The following is a 21,765-nucleotide window of genomic DNA, read 5'->3' as shown; positions in this document are numbered from 1 at the left end:
ATGTTGGCTGCCGATGAGTTGTTTGGGGACCTGCCGGAGCAGGCGAAGCCACCAGCCGAAGCGGGCTTGCCCGGCGCTCCGCGGCTGCGTGAGCCCCAGCGCGACCAGATTGCGCTGCGAGCGGTTGATATTGAGAGCCTGATCGGGGAAGACCATCCGGTGCGGCTGATCTGGTCTTATGTCGAAGAGCTTGATCTGAGTGAGTTGGAGGACCGGATCAAGGCTCGCGGCGATCGTCCCGGTCACCCCGCGACCTCGCCCCGGCTTTTGCTGGCGCTGTGGCTCTATGCCGCCAGCGAAGGCGTTGGCAGCGCGCGGGCGTTGGAGCGGCTGTGCGAGAGCCACGATGCCTATCGCTGGCTGTGCGGCGGGGTGTCGGTGAACTATCACCTGCTGGCAGACTTCCGGGTCGGCAACGCCGATCTGCTTGACCGACTGCTCAGTGAGCATCTGGCAGCGTTGGCAAAGGCCGGTCTCGTCGATCTGGAGACCTTGGCGCAGGATGGCATGCGGGTCCGGGCCAGCGCCGGGGCCGCCTCGTTCCGGCGCGAGGCGACGCTGGATAAGCATTTGGCGCAGGCTGAGGCCGTGGTGGAAGACCTCAAGCGCGAGGTCGACACACGCTCGGACGCCAGCAATAAGCGTGCCCGGGCAGCCAAGGAGCGGGCCGCGCGGGAACGCAGCGCGCGGGTGAAGGCGGCGCAGACGGCGCTCGCCGAGATCAAGCAGCAGCGCAAGGAGCGCGAAGAAAGTCGCGGCAACGGCAAGACGCCGAAGGAGCCGCGGGCCTCCACGACGGACGCCTATGCACGGGTCATGAAGATGGCGAACGGCGGCTTCCGCCCCGCCTACAACGTGCAGGTGACGAGCGTGGCCGGCGAGCAGATCGTCGTCGACACCAGAATTTGCAACATCGGATCCGATCGCGGCCTGATGCGCCCCATGCTGGAGCGGCAGCGTGCGCGGCCCGGAGGGTTGCCCAAGGACCATCTCGTCGATGGCGGCTTTGGCAGTGCCGAGGACATCGAATGGGCCTATGCCGAGGGCATCGATATCTTTTGTCCGCCCACTCAATCCAAGCACGGTACCGATCCCTATCTACCGCGGCGCGGCGACGGTCCGGGGGTGTTGGCCTGGCGTGCGCGAATGGCGAGCGAAGAGGGCAAGGCCCGATACAGGTCCCGGTCGATCTGCGAGTGCATCCATGCCCGCTGGCGCAATTGGGACCTGCGGCAATTGACCGTGCGCGGCATCGAAAAGGTCCGTGCCGTCGTGCTCTGGTACGCCCTCGTCAACAACATCCTGCAAGGCAACCGCCTCTCCAGAGCCTAAACAACGGGTCATCGCCGAACTCGAACTCAAACCTGCCAATTGCTGCGACGAACAGCCGCCAAAAACTCCGCAGGAGCCGAATCCGTCACAAGCTCTCAGGATGACGGGTTGAAAGTCTAGTAGCGCGGATGCAGCGAAGCGAAATCCGGGGTTGGACCATCCGCGATTAGAGCGGCCCCGGATTGCGCTTCGCTTCATCCGGGCTACGCCTGCGGCGCTACTCCTCTTCAGGCACGCCGCACTTCAACGCGGCGCGGGCGGCTTCGCGGTGCTCCGGCGTGATGTGGCTTGCCACCATGCGGATTGCGGTTGCAAGAACCGCGGCATCGTCGGTGAAGCCGAGCACCGGCAGCATGTCCGGGATGAAATCGAACGGCAGGATGAAATAGGCGATGGCGCCGAGCAGCGCCGCCTGGACATGGCGCGGCGTCTGCCGGTCGAAGGCGCAGTAATAGGCGGCCAGCAGGTCCTCGGCGAAGGGCAGGCGGGCGACCACTTTCTTGAACTTGATCCAGAAGCGGCGGCGCACGCTTTCGGGGTCCTGCGCCAGCCGGTCGGCAGGCCCAAATCCCACGCCATAGTCGCTCGATGCCATCGCAAGGGTTCCTCGCCGCCGCGAAAGTTCAGCGGCAGACGATTACGAATCTGGGGATGTCGGCCAGCCGGTGCAAGGTGGCCGATCCGCCGGCTCAATTGACCCCGAGCTGCCGTGCGATCGCGTTCATGGCCTTGGCGAGATCGATGTCGCGCTTGGTCACCCCTCCGACATCGTGGGTCGCCAGCACGACCTCGACCGTCTTGTAGACGTTCTTCCATTCAGGGTGATGGTCGCTCTTCTCGGCGACCAAAGCGGCGCGCGCCATGAAGCCGAATGCCTCGTTGAAGTCCTTGAACACGAAGGTCTTTGCGATCGCCTCGCGTCCGGCGGGCTCCGACCAGCCGGCCAGTTCCCAAAGCGCGGCCTTTCTTGCTTCCGCTGACAGCTTTTCGACCATGGGTACCCTCCCGTTTGGCCCGACCTTAGCCTAACGACCGGCCTCCGGGGCGGGATCCACGCCAAAATTAAGGCCGAAATCGCGTCCTATCGCCGCTGGTAACCATGACGCAGATGTAACATCTGTCCGTTCAGGAATTTGCTACAAATACAGGATGTATGCACGTTGGTAGTTTTACGAGATTGAGCCCCGACGTTTGTTTGCGAGATCGATGACAGACGGCTCCGCCAGCATATCGCCCAAGCCGCCGCGTTCGGCCAAGCGCCGGCTGATGTTCGTTTTGATCGCCGGCGCGCTCGCCATCATCGGCGCGACGGCTGCCGGATATTATTTCGCGGTGCGCCCGGTGACGCTGCGGATCGCGGTCGGCCCAGCGAACAGCGATGACGTCAAGGTCGTGCAGGCGCTGGCCCAGGCCTTCAACAACCAGCAGCACACCCAGGTCAAGCTCCGACCAGTGCAGACCGACGGCGCCACCGCCAGCGCGCAGACGCTGGCCGACGGCAAGGCCGATCTCGCCATCATCCGCGGCGACCTCGAAGTGCCGAAGAATGCGCAGGCGGTCGCGACGTTGCGCAAGAACGTCGTGGTGATGTGGGTGCCGCCCGCCAAGGGCAAGGTCCGGAAGTCTGCCAAAATCACCAAGATCGCGCAGCTTTCCGGCCGCAAGATCGGCGTCGTCGGACGCACCCCGGCCAATGTCAATTTGCTCAAGCTGATCCTGACGCAATATGGCGTCGACCCGATGAAGGTCGAGATCGTGCAATTCCCGGCCAATGAAGCGGCCGAGGCGATCAAGAACCTGAAGGCCGACGCCTATCTCGCGGTCGGCCCGGCCAACAGCAAGATCACGATCGACGCGATCACGGCGTCGGTCAAGGACGGCGGCGAGCCCACCTTCCTCGCGATCGACGCGTCGGAAGCGATCGCGCAAAACCATCCGGCCTATGAGGCTGCGGAAATCCCCGCCGGCTCGCTCGGCTCGGCCGACCGGCCGGACGACGAGGTGAAGACGATCAGCTTCTCGCATCACATCGTCGCACGAAAAGGCCTGTCGGACTCGACCGTCGCGGCCTTCACCCGGCAATTGTTCGCGATCCGGCAATCGCTCAAGAACGACTTCCCGCTCGCCGCCAAGATCGAAACCCCCGACACCGACAAGGACGCCACCATCCCGGTACATCCGGGCGCGGCCGCCTTCGTCGACGGCGAGGAGAAGACCTTCCTCGATCGCTACAGCGATTACATCTGGTGGAGCCTGATGGCATTCTCGGCGATGGGCTCCGCCGGCGCGTGGTTCGCCGGCTATCTCAAGCAGGACGAGCGCAACACCAACACCTCGCAGCGCGAACGCCTACTGGAGATGCTGAAGGCCGCGCGGCAAAGCGATTCGACCGAAGAGCTCGACCAGATGCAGGCCGAAGCCGACGACATCCTGCGCCACACGCTCGACTGCTTCGAGCATGGCGCCATCGAGGAAGGCACCCTGACCGCGTTCAACATCGCGCTAGAGCAGTTCCACAACGCGGTCGCCGACCGCAAGGCCCTGCTACTGAGCATGCCGCAGAATTTGCAACGGACTGCGACGCAGTTCAGGGCGGCGGGGACGGCGTAAGCCATCCACGTTCCTCGCGTGAGGGAATCACCGGCGGCAGGGTTCCCTCCCCCCTTGCGGGACCCGCAAGGGGGAGGGAGCCTGACAGGCGTGCTCACCTTACAAAGGCTGACTCCGATATCTTGCGCGCACCCCTGTAATCTCACCGTCATGGAATTTTTCTAGGTCTTGGCACGCCCGCGGCGCAGTGTCGCTGTGACCTTGAGGAGACCCCATGACGATCCGGTTCTCGCGAAATCTCACCCGCCGACGCTTTCTCTCGACGGCGGCTGCGGCCGGTGCCGGCGTGGTCGCGATGCCTTATCTGTCGCGCGCGGCGGATCGTCCCGTCATCACCCATGGCGTGCAGTCCGGCGATGTCGGCGTCGACAGCGGCGTGGTGTGGGCGCGGGCGGACCGGCCGTCGCAGATGATGGTCGAGGTCGCGACCACCGAATCGTTCAAGGACGCTCGCGCGCTGCCGCCGATCACGGCGCTGCCGGAGAGCGACTTCACCGCAAAGATGCTGCTGGAGAACCTGCCCTCCGGCCAGGACATCTTCTACCGCGTCCGCTTCCGCGACCTCGCCCATATCGACGTGGTCGGCGAGCCCGTGGTCGGCCGCTTCCGCACCGCGCCGAGCGACCGCCGCGACGTCTCCTTCGTATGGGGCGGCGACGTTGCCGGCCAGGGCTGGGGCATCAACCCCGACGACGGTGGCATGATCACCTTCGCCGCGATGAAGAAGCACAACCCGGATTTCCTGCTGCATTCCGGCGACACCATCTACGCCGACGGCGTGATCCCGTCCGAGGTGAAGCTCCCGGACGGCAAGATCTGGAAGAACATCACGATCCCGGAGAAGGCCAAGGTCGCCGAGACGCTCGACGAATACCGCGCCGCGCACAAATACAATTTCCTCGACTCCAATGTGCGCGCCTTCAATGCCGAGGTGCCGATCTTCGTGCAATGGGACGATCACGAGGTGACCAACAACTGGTCGCTGTCGAAGCAGCTGCCGGCGGCCTACAAGGAGCGCGACATCACGGTGCTCGCCGCGCGCGCGGCCAAGGCGTTCCACGAGATGTATCCGATGCGCGAGAGCATCGTCGAACCGGGCCGGGTCTATCGCACCCTGAGCTACGGCCCGCATCTCGACGTGTTCATGCTCGATGAGCGCAGCTATCGCGGCCCCAACGGTCCGAACCTGCAGGAGAGCTACGGTCCCGATGCCTATTTCATCGGGCCGGACCAGATGGCCTGGCTGAAGCGCGCGCTGCTCAACTCGCGCGCCACCTGGAAAGTGATCGCCTCCGACATGCCGCTGTCGTTGATCGTCTATGATGATGCGACCAACAAGAAGGGCTCGGAAGCGTTTGCGCAGGGCGACGGTCCGGCGCGCGGCCGCGAGCTCGAGATCGCCGACATCCTGCGCTTCATCAAGACCGCAGGGATCGTCAACACGGTGTGGCTGACCGCCGACGTGCACTACGCGGCCGCGCACTACTACAATCCGAACAAGGCCCAGTTCCAGGAGTTCGATCCGTTCTGGGAATTCGTCTCCGGCCCGCTGCATGCCGGCACGTTCGGCCCGAACGAGCTCGACAACACGTTTGGTCCCGAGGTGAGGTTCGTCAAGGCGCCGGGCGAAGCCAACCAGAACCTGCCGCCGTCGGCCGGCATGCAGTTCTTCGGCCACGTCAAGATCGACGGCAAGAGCGGGCAAATGACGGTGAGCCTGCGCGACCGCGTCGACGCCGAGCTGTGGGCGATCACGCTCGACCCGAAGCCGGTGTAGTCCGGCCGCAGCCGCGACGGAACCGGACACCCTGTCCCGCACGCTTTTGGCCAAACCAAGGGCGTCGCGATTGCCGGGGATGGACGCGACCCGCCCCTTCCGGTACCGATATCAGAGCCGTTATGCTGGGGGCCCGGAGGGGCGGAGCATGAGGCGCTGCGAATTCTTTCGCGTGCTCGGTGGTATCGTCGCGAGGTTTCGGTCTCGCCGCTTGTTGGTCGTTACGATCGCGGTGTTCGCACTGCTGCCGATCGGAGCCGGTGATGCCGGCTGGCTGCCCGATCTCTTCAAGAGCTCACCCAAACATGCCAAGTCGCCAAAGCGCGCGAAGGCAACCAGGCCGGCCAGATTGGCGAGGCACCGCGCCCCGCCCAAACACCGCGCCACGCGACTGGCCGCCCTTGGCCCAGTCACACTGCCGCTTTCAGGGCTCAAGCCGGCCGCACTCACATGCGATCCCGCGACATTCCGGATCGTGCTGGACGTCGGACATACCGCCGAATCGGAAGGTGCGATCAGCGCGCGGAATGTTGCCGAGTTCACCTTCAACCTGCGGCTTGCGAAGCTGATCGAGGAGAGATTGAAGGCCGAAGGTTTTGCCGAAACCAGGCTGCTGCTGACCGAGGGCAAGGCGCGACCCAGCCTGTTCAAGCGGGTCGCGAGCGCCAGCAATTTGCACGCCGATCTGCTGCTGTCGATCCACCATGACTCCGTGCCCAACAAGATGCTTGAGGACTGGGAATTCGAGGGCAAGAAAAGCCATTTCAGCGATCGCTTCAGCGGCTACTCGGTGTTCGTCTCCCGGGAGAATCCGGACTTCAGGACCAGCCTGCGGTTTGCCGAGCTGGTCGCTAAGGAATTGAAGGCTGGGGGGCTGCCCTATGCCGAGCAGTACAGCCTGCCCATCATGGGCAGCAACCAGCACCCGCTGCTGAACAAGGACACCGGCGTCTACAGCTATGACGAGCTGATCGTGCTGCGAAAGACCGCAATGCCCGCCGTGCTGCTGGAGGCCGGCTCGATCATCAACCGCGACGAAGAACTCGCAATGGACTCGCTCGAGCGCCGCAACATCATCGCCGGCGGCGTCGCGTCTGCCGCGAAGCAATTCTGCGAGCCGCGATGGAGCCTGCAAGGCCCACTCTGACGGGCCGCTGACGTCATTCCGGCTTGCCGGCCTTGATCTCCTTGAATTTGGCAAGCGCCTGTTCGAACTTGGCGTTGAACAGCCACATCGCATCGAGGATGTTGCGGAAGGTTGCGGAGGTTCGAGCCCGGTCGGCCCGGCCGAAAGCGAAGACGCTGTTGTTTCGCAGATATCCCATGATCCGGGGATCGGAGATCCTGTAACCTGTGAGGTTTCCCGATTTCAGCGCAGCTCTCGTCGGCGTCGGAATGATCTGGATCAATTCGAACAGCTTCATTTGATCGATCGGATCCGGCAGAGCCTTTGCGATCGCCGGGACCTGCGGGAAAATGTCCGCGTGCGCGTTCATCAGGCCGTCCCGCACCGCGGTCCAGTGATTGAACCTGCGATCGAGGTTGCCGGCCCGCGCCTCTTCCTTGTCGTCGCGGCGGCTCAGCGCCGGATCCAGCGCCGCGATCGATTCCTTGATCGCGGCCCACTTGTTTCGACCGTTGCGATCTTCGGACGGGCCGGTCTGCAGGCTGCCCTTGTAGGTGTTCGACCGCGCATTTCCCACGTTCTGCTTGCCGTTGGTCTCGGCAAAGAACAGCCCGAGGCTGATACGGCCGGCGGTCGCGGCGTCAGCGGCATCCAGTCCCCTGGCGCGCGCGATCACGGTCGCCAGATCGACCACGTCCTTGAACGGCGTCTCGGAGCTTTGCGCACCGGCGGGCGGCGCCTCCATGAGGTCGAACAGTTTTCTGTACTCCTCGAGCAGCGGCTCATTGTCGGCGTCGAAATAGGCCGGCGGAATTCCCAGTTTGTTGGGCCTTCCGATCCGCGACGGCAACGCATCGGTGAGATCCTTGTAGGCGCTCATCATCTCGACCCGGGCAAGATAGATCGCCTGGCCCGGCAGGTTGGGCAGCGGCTGCTTCGAGTCGATCTGCGCGCGGCGCTGGCGCAGGATCGAGACGAAGGTCTTCAGGGCATTGTCGTAGGCCTCGCTTGCGGCGGATTGCGCGCTCGACAATGCGGTCGGCTCAGCAACGGCTCGAGATACGAAGCCACCGCCGACGGCCGAGGCGAGCAGCAGGCCGATAGAGAGCGCTGCTGCACGCGCAGCGGCAGATGGGCTGATCGCCATGACGGCTTGCCTGTGCGTCGCCGAATCCTTGCGACCCGGATCGTAGACGACGAACGCTTCGACGGCGAGGCCGAAGCCGGCAATTCGTCAGAGCCCGTTGCGCAGCGCGGCCTCGAGCGTCTCGCTCGAACACGGCTTGGTCAGCCGCGGCTTGCCGGCGAGCGAGTCCGGCAGCCTGACATCGGCGCCATAACCCGTGATGAACGCGAACGGCACCTCCAGCGCATCGAGCCGCTCGGCGATCGCGAACGTCTTCTCGCCCCCGACCAGGCCGACGTCGAGCAGGGCGAAATCCGGCGGACGTTCAGCAATCAGTTCGAGCGCGCGCGCGACATTCGCGGCGGTCCGCACCGTGCGGACGCCGAAGCCCAGGATGGTGTCCTCGAAATAGAGCGCGATGATCGGATCGTCCTCGACGACCAGAACGTCGCCGGGCATGGCATTGGGAGCGCAGTCCATGGCTCGGTGTCCATTTCTTCAATGATGGATGAGAGGCCGGATCGATCCGGCCGGATGGCCCGCGACCGGCGCCCGAAGGCGCGCCGGCTGTTCCCAATATGAAACCCATCACATCGCGCGCGGTCGCGTCTGTTCACTAGTGAACATAAATACGGGAACTTTTTCAGTATGGTCCGCGTTGGGCTGGCAGGATTTTCCAATGATTACAAAACCGACTGATTTGGCCGGGGCGAACGACCGGCCGTTCAATAATCTTTTGCGCCGGCTCAATGCCGTCGACTACGAGCTGATCGCGCCGCATCTTGCGCTGGTCGAAGCTAATGCCGGCGATCTGCTCTATAATCCCGGCGACGATGTCCAGACCGTGCATTTCCCGTGCGGACCGAGCCTTGCGTCCTACATGGTGCCGAACGAAGACGGACGCGATGTCGAGACCATCCTGGTCGGCCGCGAGGGCGCAGTCGGCGGCATCGTCAGCCAGGGATTCCTGCCGGCCTATACCCGCATCACCGTCAAGTTCGGCGGACCCTTCGCGCGGCTGCCGATCAGCAAGCTCGACGCCGCCAAGCTGAAATCGATCTCGGTGCGCAACATCTTCGCGCGCTATGCCGACTGCATGCTGGCGCAGATCTTCCAGTCGACCGCCTGCAACGCGATCCACTCGATCGAGCAGCGCGCCGCGAAATGGATCATCTCGGCGATCGAGCGCACCAACGGCAACGGCGTGGTGCCGCTCACCCATGAGCAGCTCTCGACCCTGCTCGGCGTCGGTCGCAGCTACACCAGCCGGGTGATCCAGAACTTCAAGGCGGAGGGCGTGCTGGACACCCGCCGCGGCGCGATCGTGATCCGCGATCCGGACAAGCTCCGGCTGCGCTCCTGCCAATGCAACGAGGCGGTGAAGGATCACTTCGAGGAAGTGCTGCGCGGGGTCTATCCGAGCGAGGACAACCCGGCGAATTAGTCCCACTTACCTCTCCCCGCTCTTTGCGGGGAGAGGTCGGATCGCTCTGGCGATCCGGGTGAGGGGCGAGGCACACTGCTCAACAAGCTGCGAGGTGCTCGCCGGATGGATGCCCCTCACCCCAACCCTCTCCCCGTAAGAACAGGGAGAGGGAGCATAGCTATCGCAGGCCGCGAAAATCACGCTACACTCGCCTGATGAGCGGGGCTGAACTTCACGCCGTCTTCGACGTCGCTGCATGGTGCGCGGCGGCAGCCGCGATGTGGTGGCTGTCGCGCCAGCGCGGGCTGCAATTCGCCCGGCAATCGTTCGAGCTGCCCTACATCGCGGCGCTGGTGTTCGGTGCCGGCATCGGCGCCTACATCTTCGGCACGCTGAACCTGTGGTTCTCCGGCATGCCCGGCATCGCCCGCTCGGTCGAGGGCGCGCTGGCCGGCGGCATCGTCGCGATCGAGCTCTACAAATGGCTGCACGGCATGACGCTGCGCACCGGGGCGCGCTTCGCGCTGCCGCTTGCGATCGGCGTCGCGGTCGGCCGGCTCGGCTGCTATTTCGCGGGGCTCGAGGACTTCACCTACGGCACGCCGACCACGCTGCCCTGGGGCCATAATTTCGGCGACGGCGTGCTGCGCCATCCGGTGCAGCTCTATGAAAGCCTGGCGATGGCCGCGTTCGCGGTCTTCTATGTGTGGGCCGTATTGAACCGCAACGCCGCTGTCATCACCAATGGATTCTACCTCGTGCTGTTCTACTACGGGCTGCAGCGCTTCCTGTGGGAGTTCATCAAGCCCTATGGCGCACTGATCGGCCCGTTCTCGCTGTTCCACGTGCTATCGCTGTTTGTCATGATTTATGCCGCCGTCATGCTGGCGACGGCACCAGATGTGAGTTTGAAGCATGAACGCGCCGCTGCGTAAGGCACGCCCCTACATCTTCTGGGGCCAGACCCAGTCGCTCTGCGAAACCTGCCTGACCCTGGTGCCGACCAAGATCCAGATATCAGGCAACGAGGTCTGGTATGAGAAGCGTTGCAAGCAGCACGGCGTGCAGTCGACGCTGGTCTCGACTGATTCGGCCTATTGGCGGCTGTGCAAGGACTTCATCAAGCCGGGCGACCGGCCGCTCGCCTTCCAGCGCCACACCGAATTCGGCTGCCCCTATGATTGCGGGCTGTGCCCGGACCACGAGCAGCATTCCTGCCTGGCGCTGATCGAGATCACCGAGCACTGCAACCTGACCTGCCCGGTGTGCTTTGCGAATTCCTCGCCGGCACGCTCAAGCTTCACGCCGCTGGCGAAGATCGAGAAGATGCTGGACGCGCTGGTGGCAAGCGAGGGCGAACCTGATCTGGTGCAGATCTCCGGCGGCGAGCCGACGCTGCACCCGGACTTCTTCGCGATCCTGGATGCGGTGCGCGCCCGCCCGATCCGCCATGTCATGATCAACACCAACGGCCTCAGGATCGCACGCGAGCCCGATTTCGTGGCCAAGCTCGCCGAGAACAAGCGCGGGCTGGAGGTCTATCTGCAATTCGATTCGCTGAAGCGCGAGGCTCTGGTCAATCTGCGCGGCGCGGACTTGCGAAAAATCCGCCAGCAGGCGCTGGAGAATCTCGAGCGCGAAGGCATCTCGACCACGCTGGTCGCCACCATCAAGCGCGGCGTCAATGATGCCGAGATCGGCGACATCGTCCGCCATGCGCTGAGCTGGAAATGCGTCCGCGGCGTCACCTTGCAACCGGTGCAGGACGCCGGCCGCAACGAGGATTTCAACAAGGACACCGACCGCATCATGCTGTCGGAGATCCGAAAGCGGGTGATCGACACCGGGGTGTTCGGCGCCAACGACATGATCCCGCTGCCCTGCAACCCCGAGAGCATCTCGATCGGCTACGGTCTGCGCAACGGCGACAAGGTGCTGCCGCTGACCTCGCTGATCCCGCAGGATCAGCTGATCGCCGTGATGCCCAACACGATCAGTCCGGAGAAATATCCGGTGTTGCGGGAGAAGTTCGTCGATTTGTTCTCGCTGTCGTCGGGACCGCTCAACACAAGCGAGCGTGTTTGCGAGCTGCTGTGCTGCCTGCCGAGCTTCGAGGTGCCTGAGGGCCTCAGCTACGAGAACGTGTTCCGCGTCACCATCGTGCAATTCCTCGATCGCTTCAATTTCTGCGTCGGCAACGTCAAGCGAAGCTGCATCCACTTCGTCACCGAGAGCGGCGCGATCATCCCGTTCGACACCTACAACCTGTTCTACCGCAATGGGCTGATCGACGGCATCCGCGCCGCGCTGGCCGGGCAGACCTATCGCGAAACACGGCAGAGCGAGCAGGTGCCGCGATGAGCGAGGCCAATCCACCGCCGCTCCCGCCTGCGCCGCCGGAGCTGCCCTATCAATACGTCCCGCCGGCGCAGCCGCCACGCAGCGGCTGCGCGACCGCCTTTATGGCGCTGTTCGGGGTGTTCCTGCTGCTGCCCGGGCTCTGTGCCCTGCTGTTCGGGTTCGGCGGCATGAACTGGTCGCGGCCCGATCCCTCGATCTTCTTTCTGATCCTGCTCGGGCTGGCGGTCTGCTTTGCCGGCGTGATGCTGATCCGCGCCGCGATCAAGGGGAGCCCATGAGCAATCTGGACCAACCGTCGTCGACAGAACCGCCGCGGCAGGAACCACGGTTGCCGCCCGGCTGCATGATCTTCATGCTGATCGTGGGGGTGCTGCTGCTGATCCCGGGCGCCCTCTGCGTGGTCCTCAATGTCACTTTGGGTGGGTCAAACGACCCGCTCACGGGGGTCTCGGTGCTGGTTGCGTTTGTTGGACTCGGGCTGATCGTGTTCGCCCGGGCGCAGAAACGGGGCTGAATCGACCCAGAAAAGCCCCTTAAGGCCGGCTTCCGGAACCAAAATCAGCCCTCCAAACCACCAACAAATCATTGTTTTTTGGCGTTTTCTGACTATATTGCGCCGCAACGCGCAAGGTGCCCGGTCCTTAAGACCGGGCTTCCTTTTTGGGGTGATGCGTCCCCGTCAAATTTCTTGGGTATGAGCGTGATCCGGGCCCCGATGGGGCCACGCGAGCGAGCGGCCGGCCAAATCGGTCCGGCGAGATCGCGCATCTGACCATTGCACGACCAGAAGAAGAGCCATGAACCTTCGCAACGTCGCCATCATCGCCCACGTCGACCACGGCAAGACCACCCTCGTCGACCGCCTGCTGCAGCAATCCGGCACTTTCCGCGAGAACCAGAAGGTCACCGAACGCGCCATGGACTCCAACGACCTGGAGCGCGAGCGCGGCATCACCATTCTGGCCAAGGCCGCCTCGGTGCAGTGGAAGGACATTCGCGTCAACATCGTCGACACCCCAGGCCACGCCGATTTCGGCGGTGAGGTCGAGCGCATCCTCAACATGGTTGATGGCGCACTGGTGCTGGTCGACGCCGCCGAGGGTCCGCTGCCGCAGACCAAGTTCGTGGTGTCGAAGGCGCTCAAGATCGGCCTGAAGCCGATCGTCGTGATCAACAAGGTCGACCGTCCGGACGCCCGCCCGACCGAAGTCATCAACGAGGTGTTCGACCTGTTCGCGGCGCTCGATGCCTCTGAGGAGCAGCTCGACTTCCCGATCCTGTACGGGTCGGCCAAGCAGGGCTGGATGGCGGAGAGCCCGGAGGGCCCGAAGGACCTCGGCATGCAGCCGCTGTTCGACTTGATCGTGCGCCATGTCGAGCCGCCGAAGGTCGAGCAAGGTCCGTTCCGCATGATCGGCACCATCCTCGAGGCCAATCCCTATCTCGGCCGCATCATCACCGGGCGGATCTCCTCCGGCTCGATCAAGCCGAACCAGCAGGTCAAGGTGCTGGGCGCCGACGGCAAGCTGATCGAGAGCGGCCGCCTGACCAAGATCCTCGCCTTCCGCGGCCTCGAGCGCACCCCGCTCGAAGAGGCCGAGGCCGGCGACATCGTCGCGATCGCGGGCTTGACCAAGGGCACCGTCGCCGACACCTTCTGCGACCCCTCGGTCGAGACGCCGCTGCCGGCGCAGCCGATCGATCCGCCGACGGTCTCGATGTCGTTCATCGTCAACAACTCGCCGCTCGCCGGCACCGAAGGCGACAAGGTGACCTCGCGCATGATCCGCGACCGCCTGCTGCGCGAGGCCGAAGGCAATGTCGCGCTGCGCGTCGTCGAGGCCGCTGACAAGGATTCCATGGAAGTCTCCGGCCGCGGCGAATTGCAGCTCGCTATCCTGATCGAGACCATGCGCCGCGAGGGTTTCGAGCTCTCGGTGTCGCGCCCGCGCGTCGTGCTGCAGAAGGACGAGGCGACCGGCGGCTGGCAGGAGCCGATCGAGGAGGTCGTGATCGACGTCGACGAGGAGCATTCCGGCGTCGTCGTGCAGAAGATGAGCGAGCGCAAGGCCGAGATGATCGAGATGCGCCCGTCCGGCGGCAACCGCCTGCGGCTGGTGTTCTACGCGCCGACCCGCGGCCTGATCGGCTACCAGGGCGAACTGCTCACCGACACCCGCGGCACCGCGATCATGAACCGCATCTTCCACGGCTATGCCGCCTACAAGGGCGAGATCCAGGGCCGCCGCAACGGCGTCCTGATCTCCAACGACCAGGGCGAAGCGGTGGCCTATGCGATGTTCAAGCTGGAAGACCGCGGCCCGATGATGATCGAGCCGGGCTGGAAGGTCTACAAGGGCATGATCGTCGGCGAGCACACCCGCGACAATGATCTCGAGATCAACGTGCTGAAGGGCAAGCAGCTCACCAACATCCGCACCACCTCGAAGGACGAAGCGGTGCGCCTGACCCCGCCGATCCGCATGACCCTGGAAAAGGCGCTGGCCTATATCGAGGACGACGAGCTCGTCGAGGTGACGCCGAAGTCGATCCGGCTGCGCAAGAAGCACCTCGACCCGAACGACCGCAAGCGCGCCGAGAAGGCCAAGGAAGCGGTGGCGTAAGCGGTCCCACATAGAAACTGTCATGCCCCGGCTCGACCGGGGCATCCAGTACGCCGCGGCTCCTCAGTAAAATCACAGCTGCCTCTGGAATACTGGATCGCTCGCATACGCGGGTGATGACAGTCATGCGCGCGGCGGCTTCAGGCCTGGCGGCGAACGTGCTAGAGCCGGGACATGAGTTCTCTTCCCTCCACGGTCGATGTCGCCATCATCGGCGCCGGCGCTGCGGGCCTCGGCGCCGCGCATGCGCTGCAGGGCACCGGCCTGTCCAGCATCGTGCTGGAAGCCCGCGATCGCCTCGGCGGCCGCGCGCATACCATCCAGGCTGCGCCTGACGTGGTGTTCGACGTCGGCTGCGGCTGGCTGCACTCGGCCGACCAGAACAGCTTTGTCGGCATCGCCCAGCAACTCGGCTTCGAGCTCAACAAGGACCTGCCGCCGTGGCGCGAGCGCGCCTATGGCAAGGCGTTCCCGCAGGCCGACCGCGATGCGTTCACGCTCGCGCTCGACCAGTTCTACGATCGCCTCGAACAAGCCGCGCGCGACGGCAAGGATGGTTCCGCCGATCGCTATCTCGAACCCGGCAACCGCTGGAACCCGATGATCGATGCGATCTCGACCTATGTGAACGGCTGCGAGCTCGATCAGGTCTCGATCCTCGACGTCGACGCCTATGAAGACACCGACATCAATTGGCGGGTGCGGCGCGGCTATGGCGCTTTGGTCGCGGCCTACGGCGAACAGGTGCCGGTCGCACTGAACTGCGAGGTCCGGTTGATCGATCACACAGGCCCGCGCATCCGCATTGAGACCACGCGCGGCACGCTTGAGGCGGACAAGGTGATCGTCACCGTGCCGACCAATTTGATCGCCGACGAGGCGATCCGCTTCTCGCCCGCGCTCCCGGACAAGCGCGATGCCGCGCGCGGGCTGCCGCTCGGGCTCGCCGACAAGGTGACCTTGGCGCTCGCCGAACCCGAGGCGCTGCCGAAGGAAGGCAATCTGCGCGGCGCCACCATGCGCACAGAGATGGGCACCTATCACATCCGCCCGTTCGGCCAGCCCTGCATCGAAGGCTTCTTCGGCGGCCGCTTTGCGCAAGCGCTCGAAGATGCCGGCAACGGCGCCATCGCCGCGCACAGCATCGACGAGATCGTCTCCTTCCTCGGCAATGATTTCCGCCGCAAGCTGAAGCCGCTCAGCGAATCCCGCTGGGCCCACGACCGGTTCGCCCGCGGCTCCTACTCGCATGCGCTGCCCGGCTACGCCGACAAGCGCGCCGTGCTCGCCGCCCCGGTCGACGGCCGGCTGTTCTTTGCGGGAGAGGCGACGTCGCCGCATTTCTTCTCGACCGCGCATGGCGCACGGGATTCGGGGGAGCGGGCGGCGAAGGAAGTCCTGGCGGCTGTGCCGCGCAAATAGCCGCATCGTCATTGCGAGCGAAGCGAAGCAATCCATCGGGCGGCATAACGGAGGCATGGATTGCTTCGTCGCTTCGCTCCTCGCAATGACGGCAGATGTTACTCCAGCACCCTCGCCCGCATATCGGCGTCGGGGACAAAACACGTCTCGTATTTCCCGAAGATGCGATAGCGGTTGCGCGCGATGGTGCTGTACACTGCGTCGCGCAGCGGCTTGGGCACCGTAAACAGCGCGCGGGTCCAGCTCCAGCCAGGCAGATGGCTCAGTACCGTCAGCGCCGCGTCGGACTTCATCCAGGCGACGCCGCCATGGATCACGGCATTGGTGTCGGGATCGTCGGGGTCGATGCCGAAGGTTTTGGCGAGCCGCGTGCCGTAGGCGGACTGGATCGGCGTGAAGCGGAAGCGCCTCTCGGTATCGCGCGAGACGACGAAGCGGACCCAACGCGAGCAGAAGATGCAGACGCCGTCGTAGAGGATCACGTCGTCGTTGGGCCAGCTCTTCATCGGTTATCCAACGTCAGCAGCGCCACCAGCATCAGCACGATCGCGGGGCCGGTCTTCACCAGTGCGCCGAGCGGCTCGATCCAGAGATCGGGCGTCAGGATCGCCGATCCCGCCATGTAGCCGAGCGAGGCGACGATGCCGGCAACGAGGCCGAATGCCGCGGTGCGGCGGATCGCGATCAGCACGCCGATGCTCATGTCCATCAGGCTGGTCAGCACCGTCACCGGCCCGACCAGAGCGGGTGGAAAATGATGTGCGCTCAAAATCCCGGCGGCGGCGTCATAGGAGATGACAAGCGCGATGAAGCCGGACGCCACCCAGAACAGCACCAGGCTGGCGAAGATCAGCGCCTTGATCAGGAACAGCCGCGCAAACCATTTGTCCTGGATCGTCGCGGGACGCCCGCCGACGGCTTGCGCGATCGTCCTCGGCACGATGCCGGTCGCCTGCATCCAGGCTGAGGGATCGCCGGTGACGCCGCGGCGCAGCTCGGCGATCGCAGTGGTCCGCAGCGGCGGCATCCAGCCGAGGCGGCTGACGAGATCGCCGAGGCGAGCACCGAGATCAATCAAGAAGGACGGCGAGGCGATGCGGACATGCTTCGCCGTGCCGAACGTCCCTCGGAATTGGGCGATGACGCCGCCGAGCGAGACCGGCTGAGGCTGCATCAAGTCCCACGCCACCGATCGCACCGCTTCATCGCCGACGTCGCGCACTGCGAGCCAGGCGATCGTGGCCGCGATATCCTCGACCGCGACCGGCTGGAACGGCGTCGCCGCCTCATCGGCCGGCAACTCGACCGGCAGCGCCGCCAGCGCGCGCAGCATGGCGCTGCCGCCATAGGCCGATGGCGCGATGACAAAGCCCGGTCGCAGGATCGCGTGCGCGATCCCTGATGCCGCAATCAGCCGCTCGGCCTCGCGCTTGGTGGTGCTGAAGGCGGTGCGGTCCTGATCGGCCGTGCCGGGAATCGAAATATGCACGAGACGGATCGCGCGATGGCTGTCGCGGACTGCTTGCAGCAGCCGCGCGACGAAATCGCGATGCACCGCGCGCGTGTCACTGCCCGGCCCGTCCTGCAGCACGCCGAGGCAATTCACGACAACGTCGACCTCATGCGTGCGAACAAGCTGCGTCAGCGCCGCGGCATCCAGCGACATCACAGGCAGCTCGAGATCGGCCGCGCTCATCTTTTGCGCCGGCGTGAAATGCCGCGCGATCCCGATCACGTGAAAGCCGCGCGCCCTCAGATCGTGGGTGATGGCACGTCCGATCAGGCCCGACGCGCCGAGCACGAGGATGTTGTGTGATGCATCGTCACTCATAGAAGACGGATCATGCTTCAAAATGGTTTCGCGATCATCAGCCACAGGATGATCATCACCGAGCCGAAGCCGGGAATGCCGAACAGGAACCAGCGGCGAAACAACGCATGGTAGCGCGGCGGCAGCGGCAGACCTTTTTCGACGGCGGCCTGCGCGAGGTCGCGCATCTCCATCTGCATGAAGATGACGGGAATCCAGAACGCGCCGGCCAGGGCGTAGAGCGCAAGCGATACCAACAGCCAGCGTTCGGTGATCCCGGTTGCCGACAGCAGCATCAGCAGTCCGCCGCTCACCGGCTGCAGCAGCACGGCGCTCAGCGTGAAGATCATGTCTGCGATCACGACGGTCGCCGCCGTGCGTGCGATGAACGCTGCATCCTGCGTGCGATGCGCCGCCAGCATGAAGAAGGCGATGCCGGTCCCGGTGCCGAGGATCACGATGGCGCCGAGCACATGCAGATATTTGATCAGGAAGTAGAGCGTCATCGCAGTCCGCTCGGGCCGATTAATACCGCTGCTGCCTTAAGGCCGGCGCACGCGAAAATCCACTGCGGCGGCGCAGCGACCGCGCACGCGGGGTACCCACCTCGCGCCGGGATCGCGCGCCAAATCCTGCCGGCGAATCAGCCCCGAACGAGCATCTTTCAGCGCGACGGCAGTGTCATACTGCGCGCGCGATTCACGCTTTGCACAGGGCCGGGCCAGCGGTCGACCGCTTGAGCCCGGCATGTGTCCTTTTTCGGAACAAGTTTTCATCACACTGATGCAAAAAATCCACAGCTTAACCGATAATTAACGATGGACCTTGAAGGCGGCCCGCTGACTTGCTTTGATCGGATGCATGAGCACAACGCTGATCGAGGTCCGGCCGGCCAAAGCTGCAGACGCGGCTGCGGTGGCGTCTACCCATGACGAAGCCTGGCGCTCGGCGTATCAGGGAATCATCCCCGGCGCCGAACTCGAAAAGCTGATCAATCGCCGCGGCCCGCAATGGTGGGACAGCGCCATCCGCAAGGGCAGCCGCGTCAGCGTGCTGGTGTTCGGCGACCGCATCGCGGGCTACGCCAATTACGGCCGCAACCGCGCCCGCAGCCTGCACTTCGAAGGCGAGATCTACGAGCTCTATCTGCGGCCGGAATTCCAGGGCCTCGGCTTCGGCCGTCGCCTGTTTGCCTCCGCCCGCCGTGACCTCCTGCAGAGCGGCCTGAAGAGCATGGTGATCTGGGCGCTCTCGGATAACGAGCCGGCGACCGAGTTCTACCGCGCGCTGGGCGGACGGATGGTGGCGCGCTCCTCGGAGCGGTTCGGGCCGAAGTCGCTCGACAAGGTCGCTTTCGCCTGGGCGAACTGAAAATCATGCTTCTCTCGCAGCTGCAGCAAGGCTAAACCAGCCTGAGCGCTTGCGCGCGACGGCCAGCCCGGCTCCCAAGGCCGGGCCTGATGTTGTTCGCGGCCCGGCGGCGCCAACAAAAAATCACATCGTTTCTCAACTTCCAAAGGCCACGCGGAGCAATCCATGCGTATCGACGCCATATCGATCGGAAAAAATCCGCCCCACGACGTCAACGTCATCATCGAGGTTGCCGTCGGCGGCGAGCCCATCAAGTACGAGATGGACAAGGAGGCCGGCACGCTCGTGGTGGACCGCTTCCTGTACACGCCGATGCGCTATCCCGGCAATTACGGCTTCATCCCGCACACCCTGTCCGGCGACGGCGATCCCTGCGACGTGCTGATCGTCAACACCCGCGCGATCGTGCCGGGCGCGGTGATGAGTGTCCGTGTGGTCGGCGTGCTCTTGATGGAGGACGAGGCCGGCGGCGACGAGAAGATCATCGCGGTGCCGTCGTCGAAGCTGACCCAGCGCTACGACAAGGTGCATAATTACAGCGACCTGCCCGACATCACGCTGCAGCAGATCCAGCACTTCTTCGAGCACTACAAGGATCTCGAGAAGGGCAAGTGGGTGAAGGTGCTGCGCTGGGGCGACGCCGACGAAGCCCGCAAGCTGATCCTCGAAGGCATCGAGCGCGCGAAGAAGAAGTGACCTACCTCGCCCCGCTTGCGGGGAGAGGTCGGATCGCATCGACAGATGCGATCCGGGTGAGGGGGTACAGGTCCGTCCACCTTCAACACTCGTAGAGAGAGCCCCTCACCCCAACCCTCTCCCCGCAAGAGCGGGGCGAGGGAGCAACTCACACCGCCGGCGCCGGCAGGCCGGCAATCGCGCAGGCGGCGCGCAGCGTGTTGACCAGGAGGCACGCTACCGTCATCTGCCCGACGCCGCCGGGCACCGGCGTGATGGCACCGGCGACATCAAGCGCTTCCTGGAATGCGACGTCGCCGACCAGCTTCGGCTTGCCGCCGGGAACCGGAATCCGGTTGATGCCGACATCGACCACGGTCGCACCCGGCTTCAGCCAGTCGCCACGCACCATCTCGGGGCGGCCGACCGCGGCATAGACCAGATCGGCCTGGGCGCAGAGCTTTGGCAGATCGCGCGAGCGCGAATGCGCGATCGTCACCGTGGCGTTCTCGTTCAACAGCAGTTGCACCAGCGGACGGCCGACCAGATTGGAGCGGCCGATCACGATCGCGTTCATGCCCTCGAGCGAGGCGTGCACGCTCCTGGTCAGGATGATGCAGCCGAGCGGCGTGCAGGGCGACAGCGCCGCGAGGCCGCCGGCGAGCCGGCCGGCATTGTTCGGATGCAGACCATCGACATCCTTGGCCGGGTCGATCGCATTGATGATGGTCTCGGTGTGCAGTGCTTTCGGCAGCGGCAGCTGCACCAGGATGCCGTGGACCATGGGATCGCGGTTGAGCCGCGCGATCAGCGCCAGCAGATCGGCCTGCGAAACGTCCTCGGGCAGCTTGTGCTCGAACGACGCCATGCCGGCGGCCTGGGTCTGGGTGTGCTTGCTGCGCACATAGACTTCGCTCGCGGGATCGTGGCCGACCAGCACGACGGCGAGGCCCGGCGTGAGCGCATGGTCGCGCTTGACGCGGGCGACCTCGTCGGCGACGCGGGCGCGAAGCTCGGCGGCGATGGCTTTTCCGTCGATGATGCGGGCAGTCATGTCAGTCCTTCGTGTCTCGGTTCGGCCCGGCCGCAGTCAATTTCCTCAAGATGTCGCCGAGCTGCCGCGGATCGCCGTCGACCGCCACCTGCTTCAGCCGCGAGGTGGCGCCCGACAGCAGCTTCACCCTGGCCTTGGGCACGCCGAGCGCCTTGGCCAACAACTCGGTCACCGCCCGGTTGGCCTCGCCGCCCTCGGCGATGGCGCGGACCCGCACCTTCACCACCGAGCGGCCGTTGGCCAGCGTCTCGATCCCGTCGATGCCGTCGCGCCCCCCGCGCGGCGTCACGCGCAAGGCGATGCTGATGCCCTCGGTGGAATAGCGCCAAGGATCCATTGCCAAGGCTCCATCAGCAGAGGTCCATCGCCAAGGATCAGATCACGTTGGGATAGATGTAATAGGCGATCACCCGCTGGATGAACATGATGATCAGGATCACGATGATCGGCGAGATATCGAGACCGCCCAGATTCGGCATCACGTTGCGAATTGGCCGCAGCACCGGCTCGGTGATCCGGTAGAGGAACTCGGCCACCGCGGAGACGAACTGGTTGCGCGTATTGACCACGTTGAAGGCGACCAGCCAGGACAGGATGGCCGAGGCGATCAGGAGCCAGACATAGAGGTCGAGGACGATGATGACGATGTCGAGAACAGCGCGCATATGATGGGAGCTCGCGGGTGGGACGACCAGGTAAAGCGCAAACAAACCGGACTGAACCGCCAGCGCGCTTCTTGTTTGAGCAGGATCTTCTCGGAAAACCGCTACGTACTTTTCGCTAGCGCGGCCGACCGGGTCCGGATCATGCACTAAATATCGGTTCATCCCCCCGCAAACAAGGGAAGTTCCGGGCGGGAAAGGCCGAAAACCGCCGTTTCACCGTTCTTGACTTGGCCTTGGGTGGGACTGTAAATGGCGCCCGACTGACGGTCGGGATACTCAGCAACACCCGGCCGCGATGGGGCCATAGCTCAGCTGGGAGAGCGCGTCGTTCGCAATGACGAGGTCGGCGGTTCGATCCCGCCTGGCTCCACCAGCCTTCGCTCGCT

23 protein-coding genes and 1 tRNA gene are annotated in these 21,765 nt (G+C 64.6%); 14 read left to right on the top strand and 10 right to left on the bottom strand.

The features are described 5' to 3' along the window. A complete protein-coding gene (locus tag ACVINW_RS11775; RefSeq protein ID WP_456756372.1) occupies positions 1 to 1,332 on the top strand; it encodes an IS1182 family transposase in 1,332 nt (443 codons plus the stop codon). Positions 1,333 to 1,549: 217 nt separating this feature from the next. On the opposite strand, the gene ACVINW_RS11770 is transcribed toward ACVINW_RS11775, so the two are convergent. Together ACVINW_RS11770 and ACVINW_RS11765 are read right to left on the bottom strand one after the other, a co-directional pair. Next, entirely contained in the window at positions 1,550 to 1,927 is a 378-nt protein-coding gene (locus ACVINW_RS11770; RefSeq protein WP_456751443.1) for a YkvA family protein, read from the bottom strand. 94 nt (positions 1,928 to 2,021) lie between these two features. After that, positions 2,022 to 2,327, bottom strand: coding sequence for a 4a-hydroxytetrahydrobiopterin dehydratase (locus ACVINW_RS11765; RefSeq protein WP_456751442.1), 306 nt, complete (start codon positions 2,325 to 2,327; stop codon positions 2,022 to 2,024). Between the two features lie 211 nt (positions 2,328 to 2,538). Here ACVINW_RS11765 and ACVINW_RS11760 point away from each other — a divergent pair, with 211 nt between their 5' ends. From ACVINW_RS11760 to ACVINW_RS11750, 3 genes are all read left to right on the top strand, one after another. Further along, entirely contained in the window at positions 2,539 to 3,942 is a 1,404-nt protein-coding gene (locus ACVINW_RS11760) for a TAXI family TRAP transporter solute-binding subunit (RefSeq protein ID WP_456751441.1), read from the top strand. Between the two features lie 214 nt (positions 3,943 to 4,156). Next, entirely contained in the window at positions 4,157 to 5,719 is a 1,563-nt protein-coding gene (locus tag ACVINW_RS11755) for an alkaline phosphatase D family protein (protein WP_456751440.1), read from the top strand. A gap of 79 nt (positions 5,720 to 5,798) precedes the next feature. Next, positions 5,799 to 6,866, top strand: a complete 1,068-nt coding sequence (locus ACVINW_RS11750) for an N-acetylmuramoyl-L-alanine amidase (RefSeq protein WP_456751439.1) — start codon at positions 5,799 to 5,801, stop codon at positions 6,864 to 6,866. 13 nt (positions 6,867 to 6,879) lie between these two features. Here ACVINW_RS11750 and ACVINW_RS11745 read toward each other — a convergent pair whose 3' ends face one another. Together ACVINW_RS11745 and ACVINW_RS11740 are read right to left on the bottom strand one after the other, a co-directional pair. Further along, the gene (locus ACVINW_RS11745; protein ID WP_456751438.1) at positions 6,880 to 7,992 is read right to left on the bottom strand and encodes a hypothetical protein; all 1,113 of its coding nucleotides are present in this window, start codon (positions 7,990 to 7,992) and stop codon (positions 6,880 to 6,882) included. 87 nt (positions 7,993 to 8,079) lie between these two features. After that, the gene (locus tag ACVINW_RS11740) at positions 8,080 to 8,451 is read right to left on the bottom strand and encodes a response regulator (RefSeq protein ID WP_456751437.1); all 372 of its coding nucleotides are present in this window, start codon (positions 8,449 to 8,451) and stop codon (positions 8,080 to 8,082) included. 199 nt (positions 8,452 to 8,650) lie between these two features. Here ACVINW_RS11740 and ACVINW_RS11735 point away from each other — a divergent pair, with 199 nt between their 5' ends. The 7 genes from ACVINW_RS11735 (at position 8,651) to ACVINW_RS11705 (ending at position 15,804) form a co-directional block, all read left to right on the top strand. Continuing rightward, positions 8,651 to 9,415, top strand: a complete 765-nt coding sequence (locus ACVINW_RS11735; protein WP_456751436.1) for a Crp/Fnr family transcriptional regulator — start codon at positions 8,651 to 8,653, stop codon at positions 9,413 to 9,415. Positions 9,416 to 9,612: 197 nt separating this feature from the next. Next, a complete protein-coding gene (locus ACVINW_RS11730; protein WP_456751435.1) occupies positions 9,613 to 10,332 on the top strand; it encodes a prolipoprotein diacylglyceryl transferase in 720 nt (239 codons plus the stop codon). Next, positions 10,313 to 11,758: a radical SAM protein gene (locus ACVINW_RS11725; protein WP_456751434.1), complete on the top strand. Its 1,446-nt coding sequence runs from the start codon at positions 10,313 to 10,315 to the stop codon at positions 11,756 to 11,758. The genes ACVINW_RS11730 and ACVINW_RS11725 overlap by 20 nt, the downstream gene beginning before the upstream one ends. Further along, entirely contained in the window at positions 11,755 to 12,036 is a 282-nt protein-coding gene (locus tag ACVINW_RS11720; RefSeq protein WP_456751433.1) for a hypothetical protein, read from the top strand. The genes ACVINW_RS11725 and ACVINW_RS11720 overlap by 4 nt, the downstream gene beginning before the upstream one ends. Further along, entirely contained in the window at positions 12,033 to 12,272 is a 240-nt protein-coding gene (locus tag ACVINW_RS11715; RefSeq protein ID WP_456751432.1) for a hypothetical protein, read from the top strand. The genes ACVINW_RS11720 and ACVINW_RS11715 overlap by 4 nt, the downstream gene beginning before the upstream one ends. Positions 12,273 to 12,555: 283 nt before the next feature. Continuing rightward, positions 12,556 to 14,382, top strand: coding sequence for a translational GTPase TypA (gene typA / locus ACVINW_RS11710; protein WP_456751431.1), 1,827 nt, complete (start codon positions 12,556 to 12,558; stop codon positions 14,380 to 14,382). Positions 14,383 to 14,556: 174 nt separating this feature from the next. Next, on the top strand, positions 14,557 to 15,804 hold the full coding sequence (locus tag ACVINW_RS11705; RefSeq protein WP_456751430.1) for a flavin monoamine oxidase family protein: 1,248 nt from the start codon (positions 14,557 to 14,559) through the stop codon (positions 15,802 to 15,804). A gap of 98 nt (positions 15,805 to 15,902) precedes the next feature. On the opposite strand, the gene ACVINW_RS11700 is transcribed toward ACVINW_RS11705, so the two are convergent. Genes ACVINW_RS11700 through ACVINW_RS11690 form a run of 3 tightly spaced genes read right to left on the bottom strand, consistent with a single transcriptional unit; the run spans position 15,903 to position 18,120 of the window. Next, entirely contained in the window at positions 15,903 to 16,310 is a 408-nt protein-coding gene (locus ACVINW_RS11700; protein WP_456751429.1) for a thiol-disulfide oxidoreductase DCC family protein, read from the bottom strand. Then, positions 16,307 to 17,635 carry an SDR family oxidoreductase gene (locus tag ACVINW_RS11695; RefSeq protein ID WP_456751428.1) on the bottom strand — a complete coding sequence of 443 codons (1,329 nt, stop codon included), beginning with the start codon at positions 17,633 to 17,635 and terminating at the stop codon, positions 16,307 to 16,309. Before ACVINW_RS11695 ends, ACVINW_RS11700 begins: the two co-directional genes overlap by 4 nt. A gap of 17 nt (positions 17,636 to 17,652) precedes the next feature. Further along, entirely contained in the window at positions 17,653 to 18,120 is a 468-nt protein-coding gene (locus tag ACVINW_RS11690) for a DUF2269 family protein (RefSeq protein ID WP_456751427.1), read from the bottom strand. A 355-nt stretch (positions 18,121 to 18,475) separates the two neighbouring features. Here ACVINW_RS11690 and ACVINW_RS11685 point away from each other — a divergent pair, with 355 nt between their 5' ends. Further along, positions 18,476 to 18,985, top strand: a complete 510-nt coding sequence (locus ACVINW_RS11685; RefSeq protein WP_106326641.1) for a GNAT family N-acetyltransferase — start codon at positions 18,476 to 18,478, stop codon at positions 18,983 to 18,985. A 165-nt stretch (positions 18,986 to 19,150) separates the two neighbouring features. Then, positions 19,151 to 19,681: an inorganic diphosphatase gene (gene ppa / locus ACVINW_RS11680; protein WP_021078233.1), complete on the top strand. Its 531-nt coding sequence runs from the start codon at positions 19,151 to 19,153 to the stop codon at positions 19,679 to 19,681. Positions 19,682 to 19,829: 148 nt separating this feature from the next. Here ppa and folD read toward each other — a convergent pair whose 3' ends face one another. The 3 genes from folD to ACVINW_RS11665 are packed head-to-tail and all read right to left on the bottom strand — an operon-like array spanning position 19,830 to position 21,379. Beyond that, complete coding sequence (gene folD, locus ACVINW_RS11675) at positions 19,830 to 20,714, bottom strand: bifunctional methylenetetrahydrofolate dehydrogenase/methenyltetrahydrofolate cyclohydrolase FolD (protein ID WP_456751426.1); 885 nt, start codon at positions 20,712 to 20,714, stop codon at positions 19,830 to 19,832. Position 20,715: 1 nt separating this feature from the next. Then, positions 20,716 to 21,051 carry a DUF167 domain-containing protein gene (locus tag ACVINW_RS11670; protein ID WP_456751425.1) on the bottom strand — a complete coding sequence of 112 codons (336 nt, stop codon included), beginning with the start codon at positions 21,049 to 21,051 and terminating at the stop codon, positions 20,716 to 20,718. Positions 21,052 to 21,088: 37 nt separating this feature from the next. Next, entirely contained in the window at positions 21,089 to 21,379 is a 291-nt protein-coding gene (locus tag ACVINW_RS11665) for a YggT family protein (RefSeq protein WP_021078230.1), read from the bottom strand. A gap of 297 nt (positions 21,380 to 21,676) precedes the next feature. Between ACVINW_RS11665 and ACVINW_RS11660 the strand changes: the two genes are divergently transcribed. Then, positions 21,677 to 21,752 (top strand) — tRNA-Ala (locus ACVINW_RS11660). Positions 21,753 to 21,765 lie beyond the last annotated feature (13 nt).

It is taken from the genome of Bradyrhizobium sp. USDA 4461, from assembly GCF_054055655.1.
Note: the sequence above shows the minus strand (reverse complement) of the source record. Positions and strands in the feature narration are given on the sequence as shown.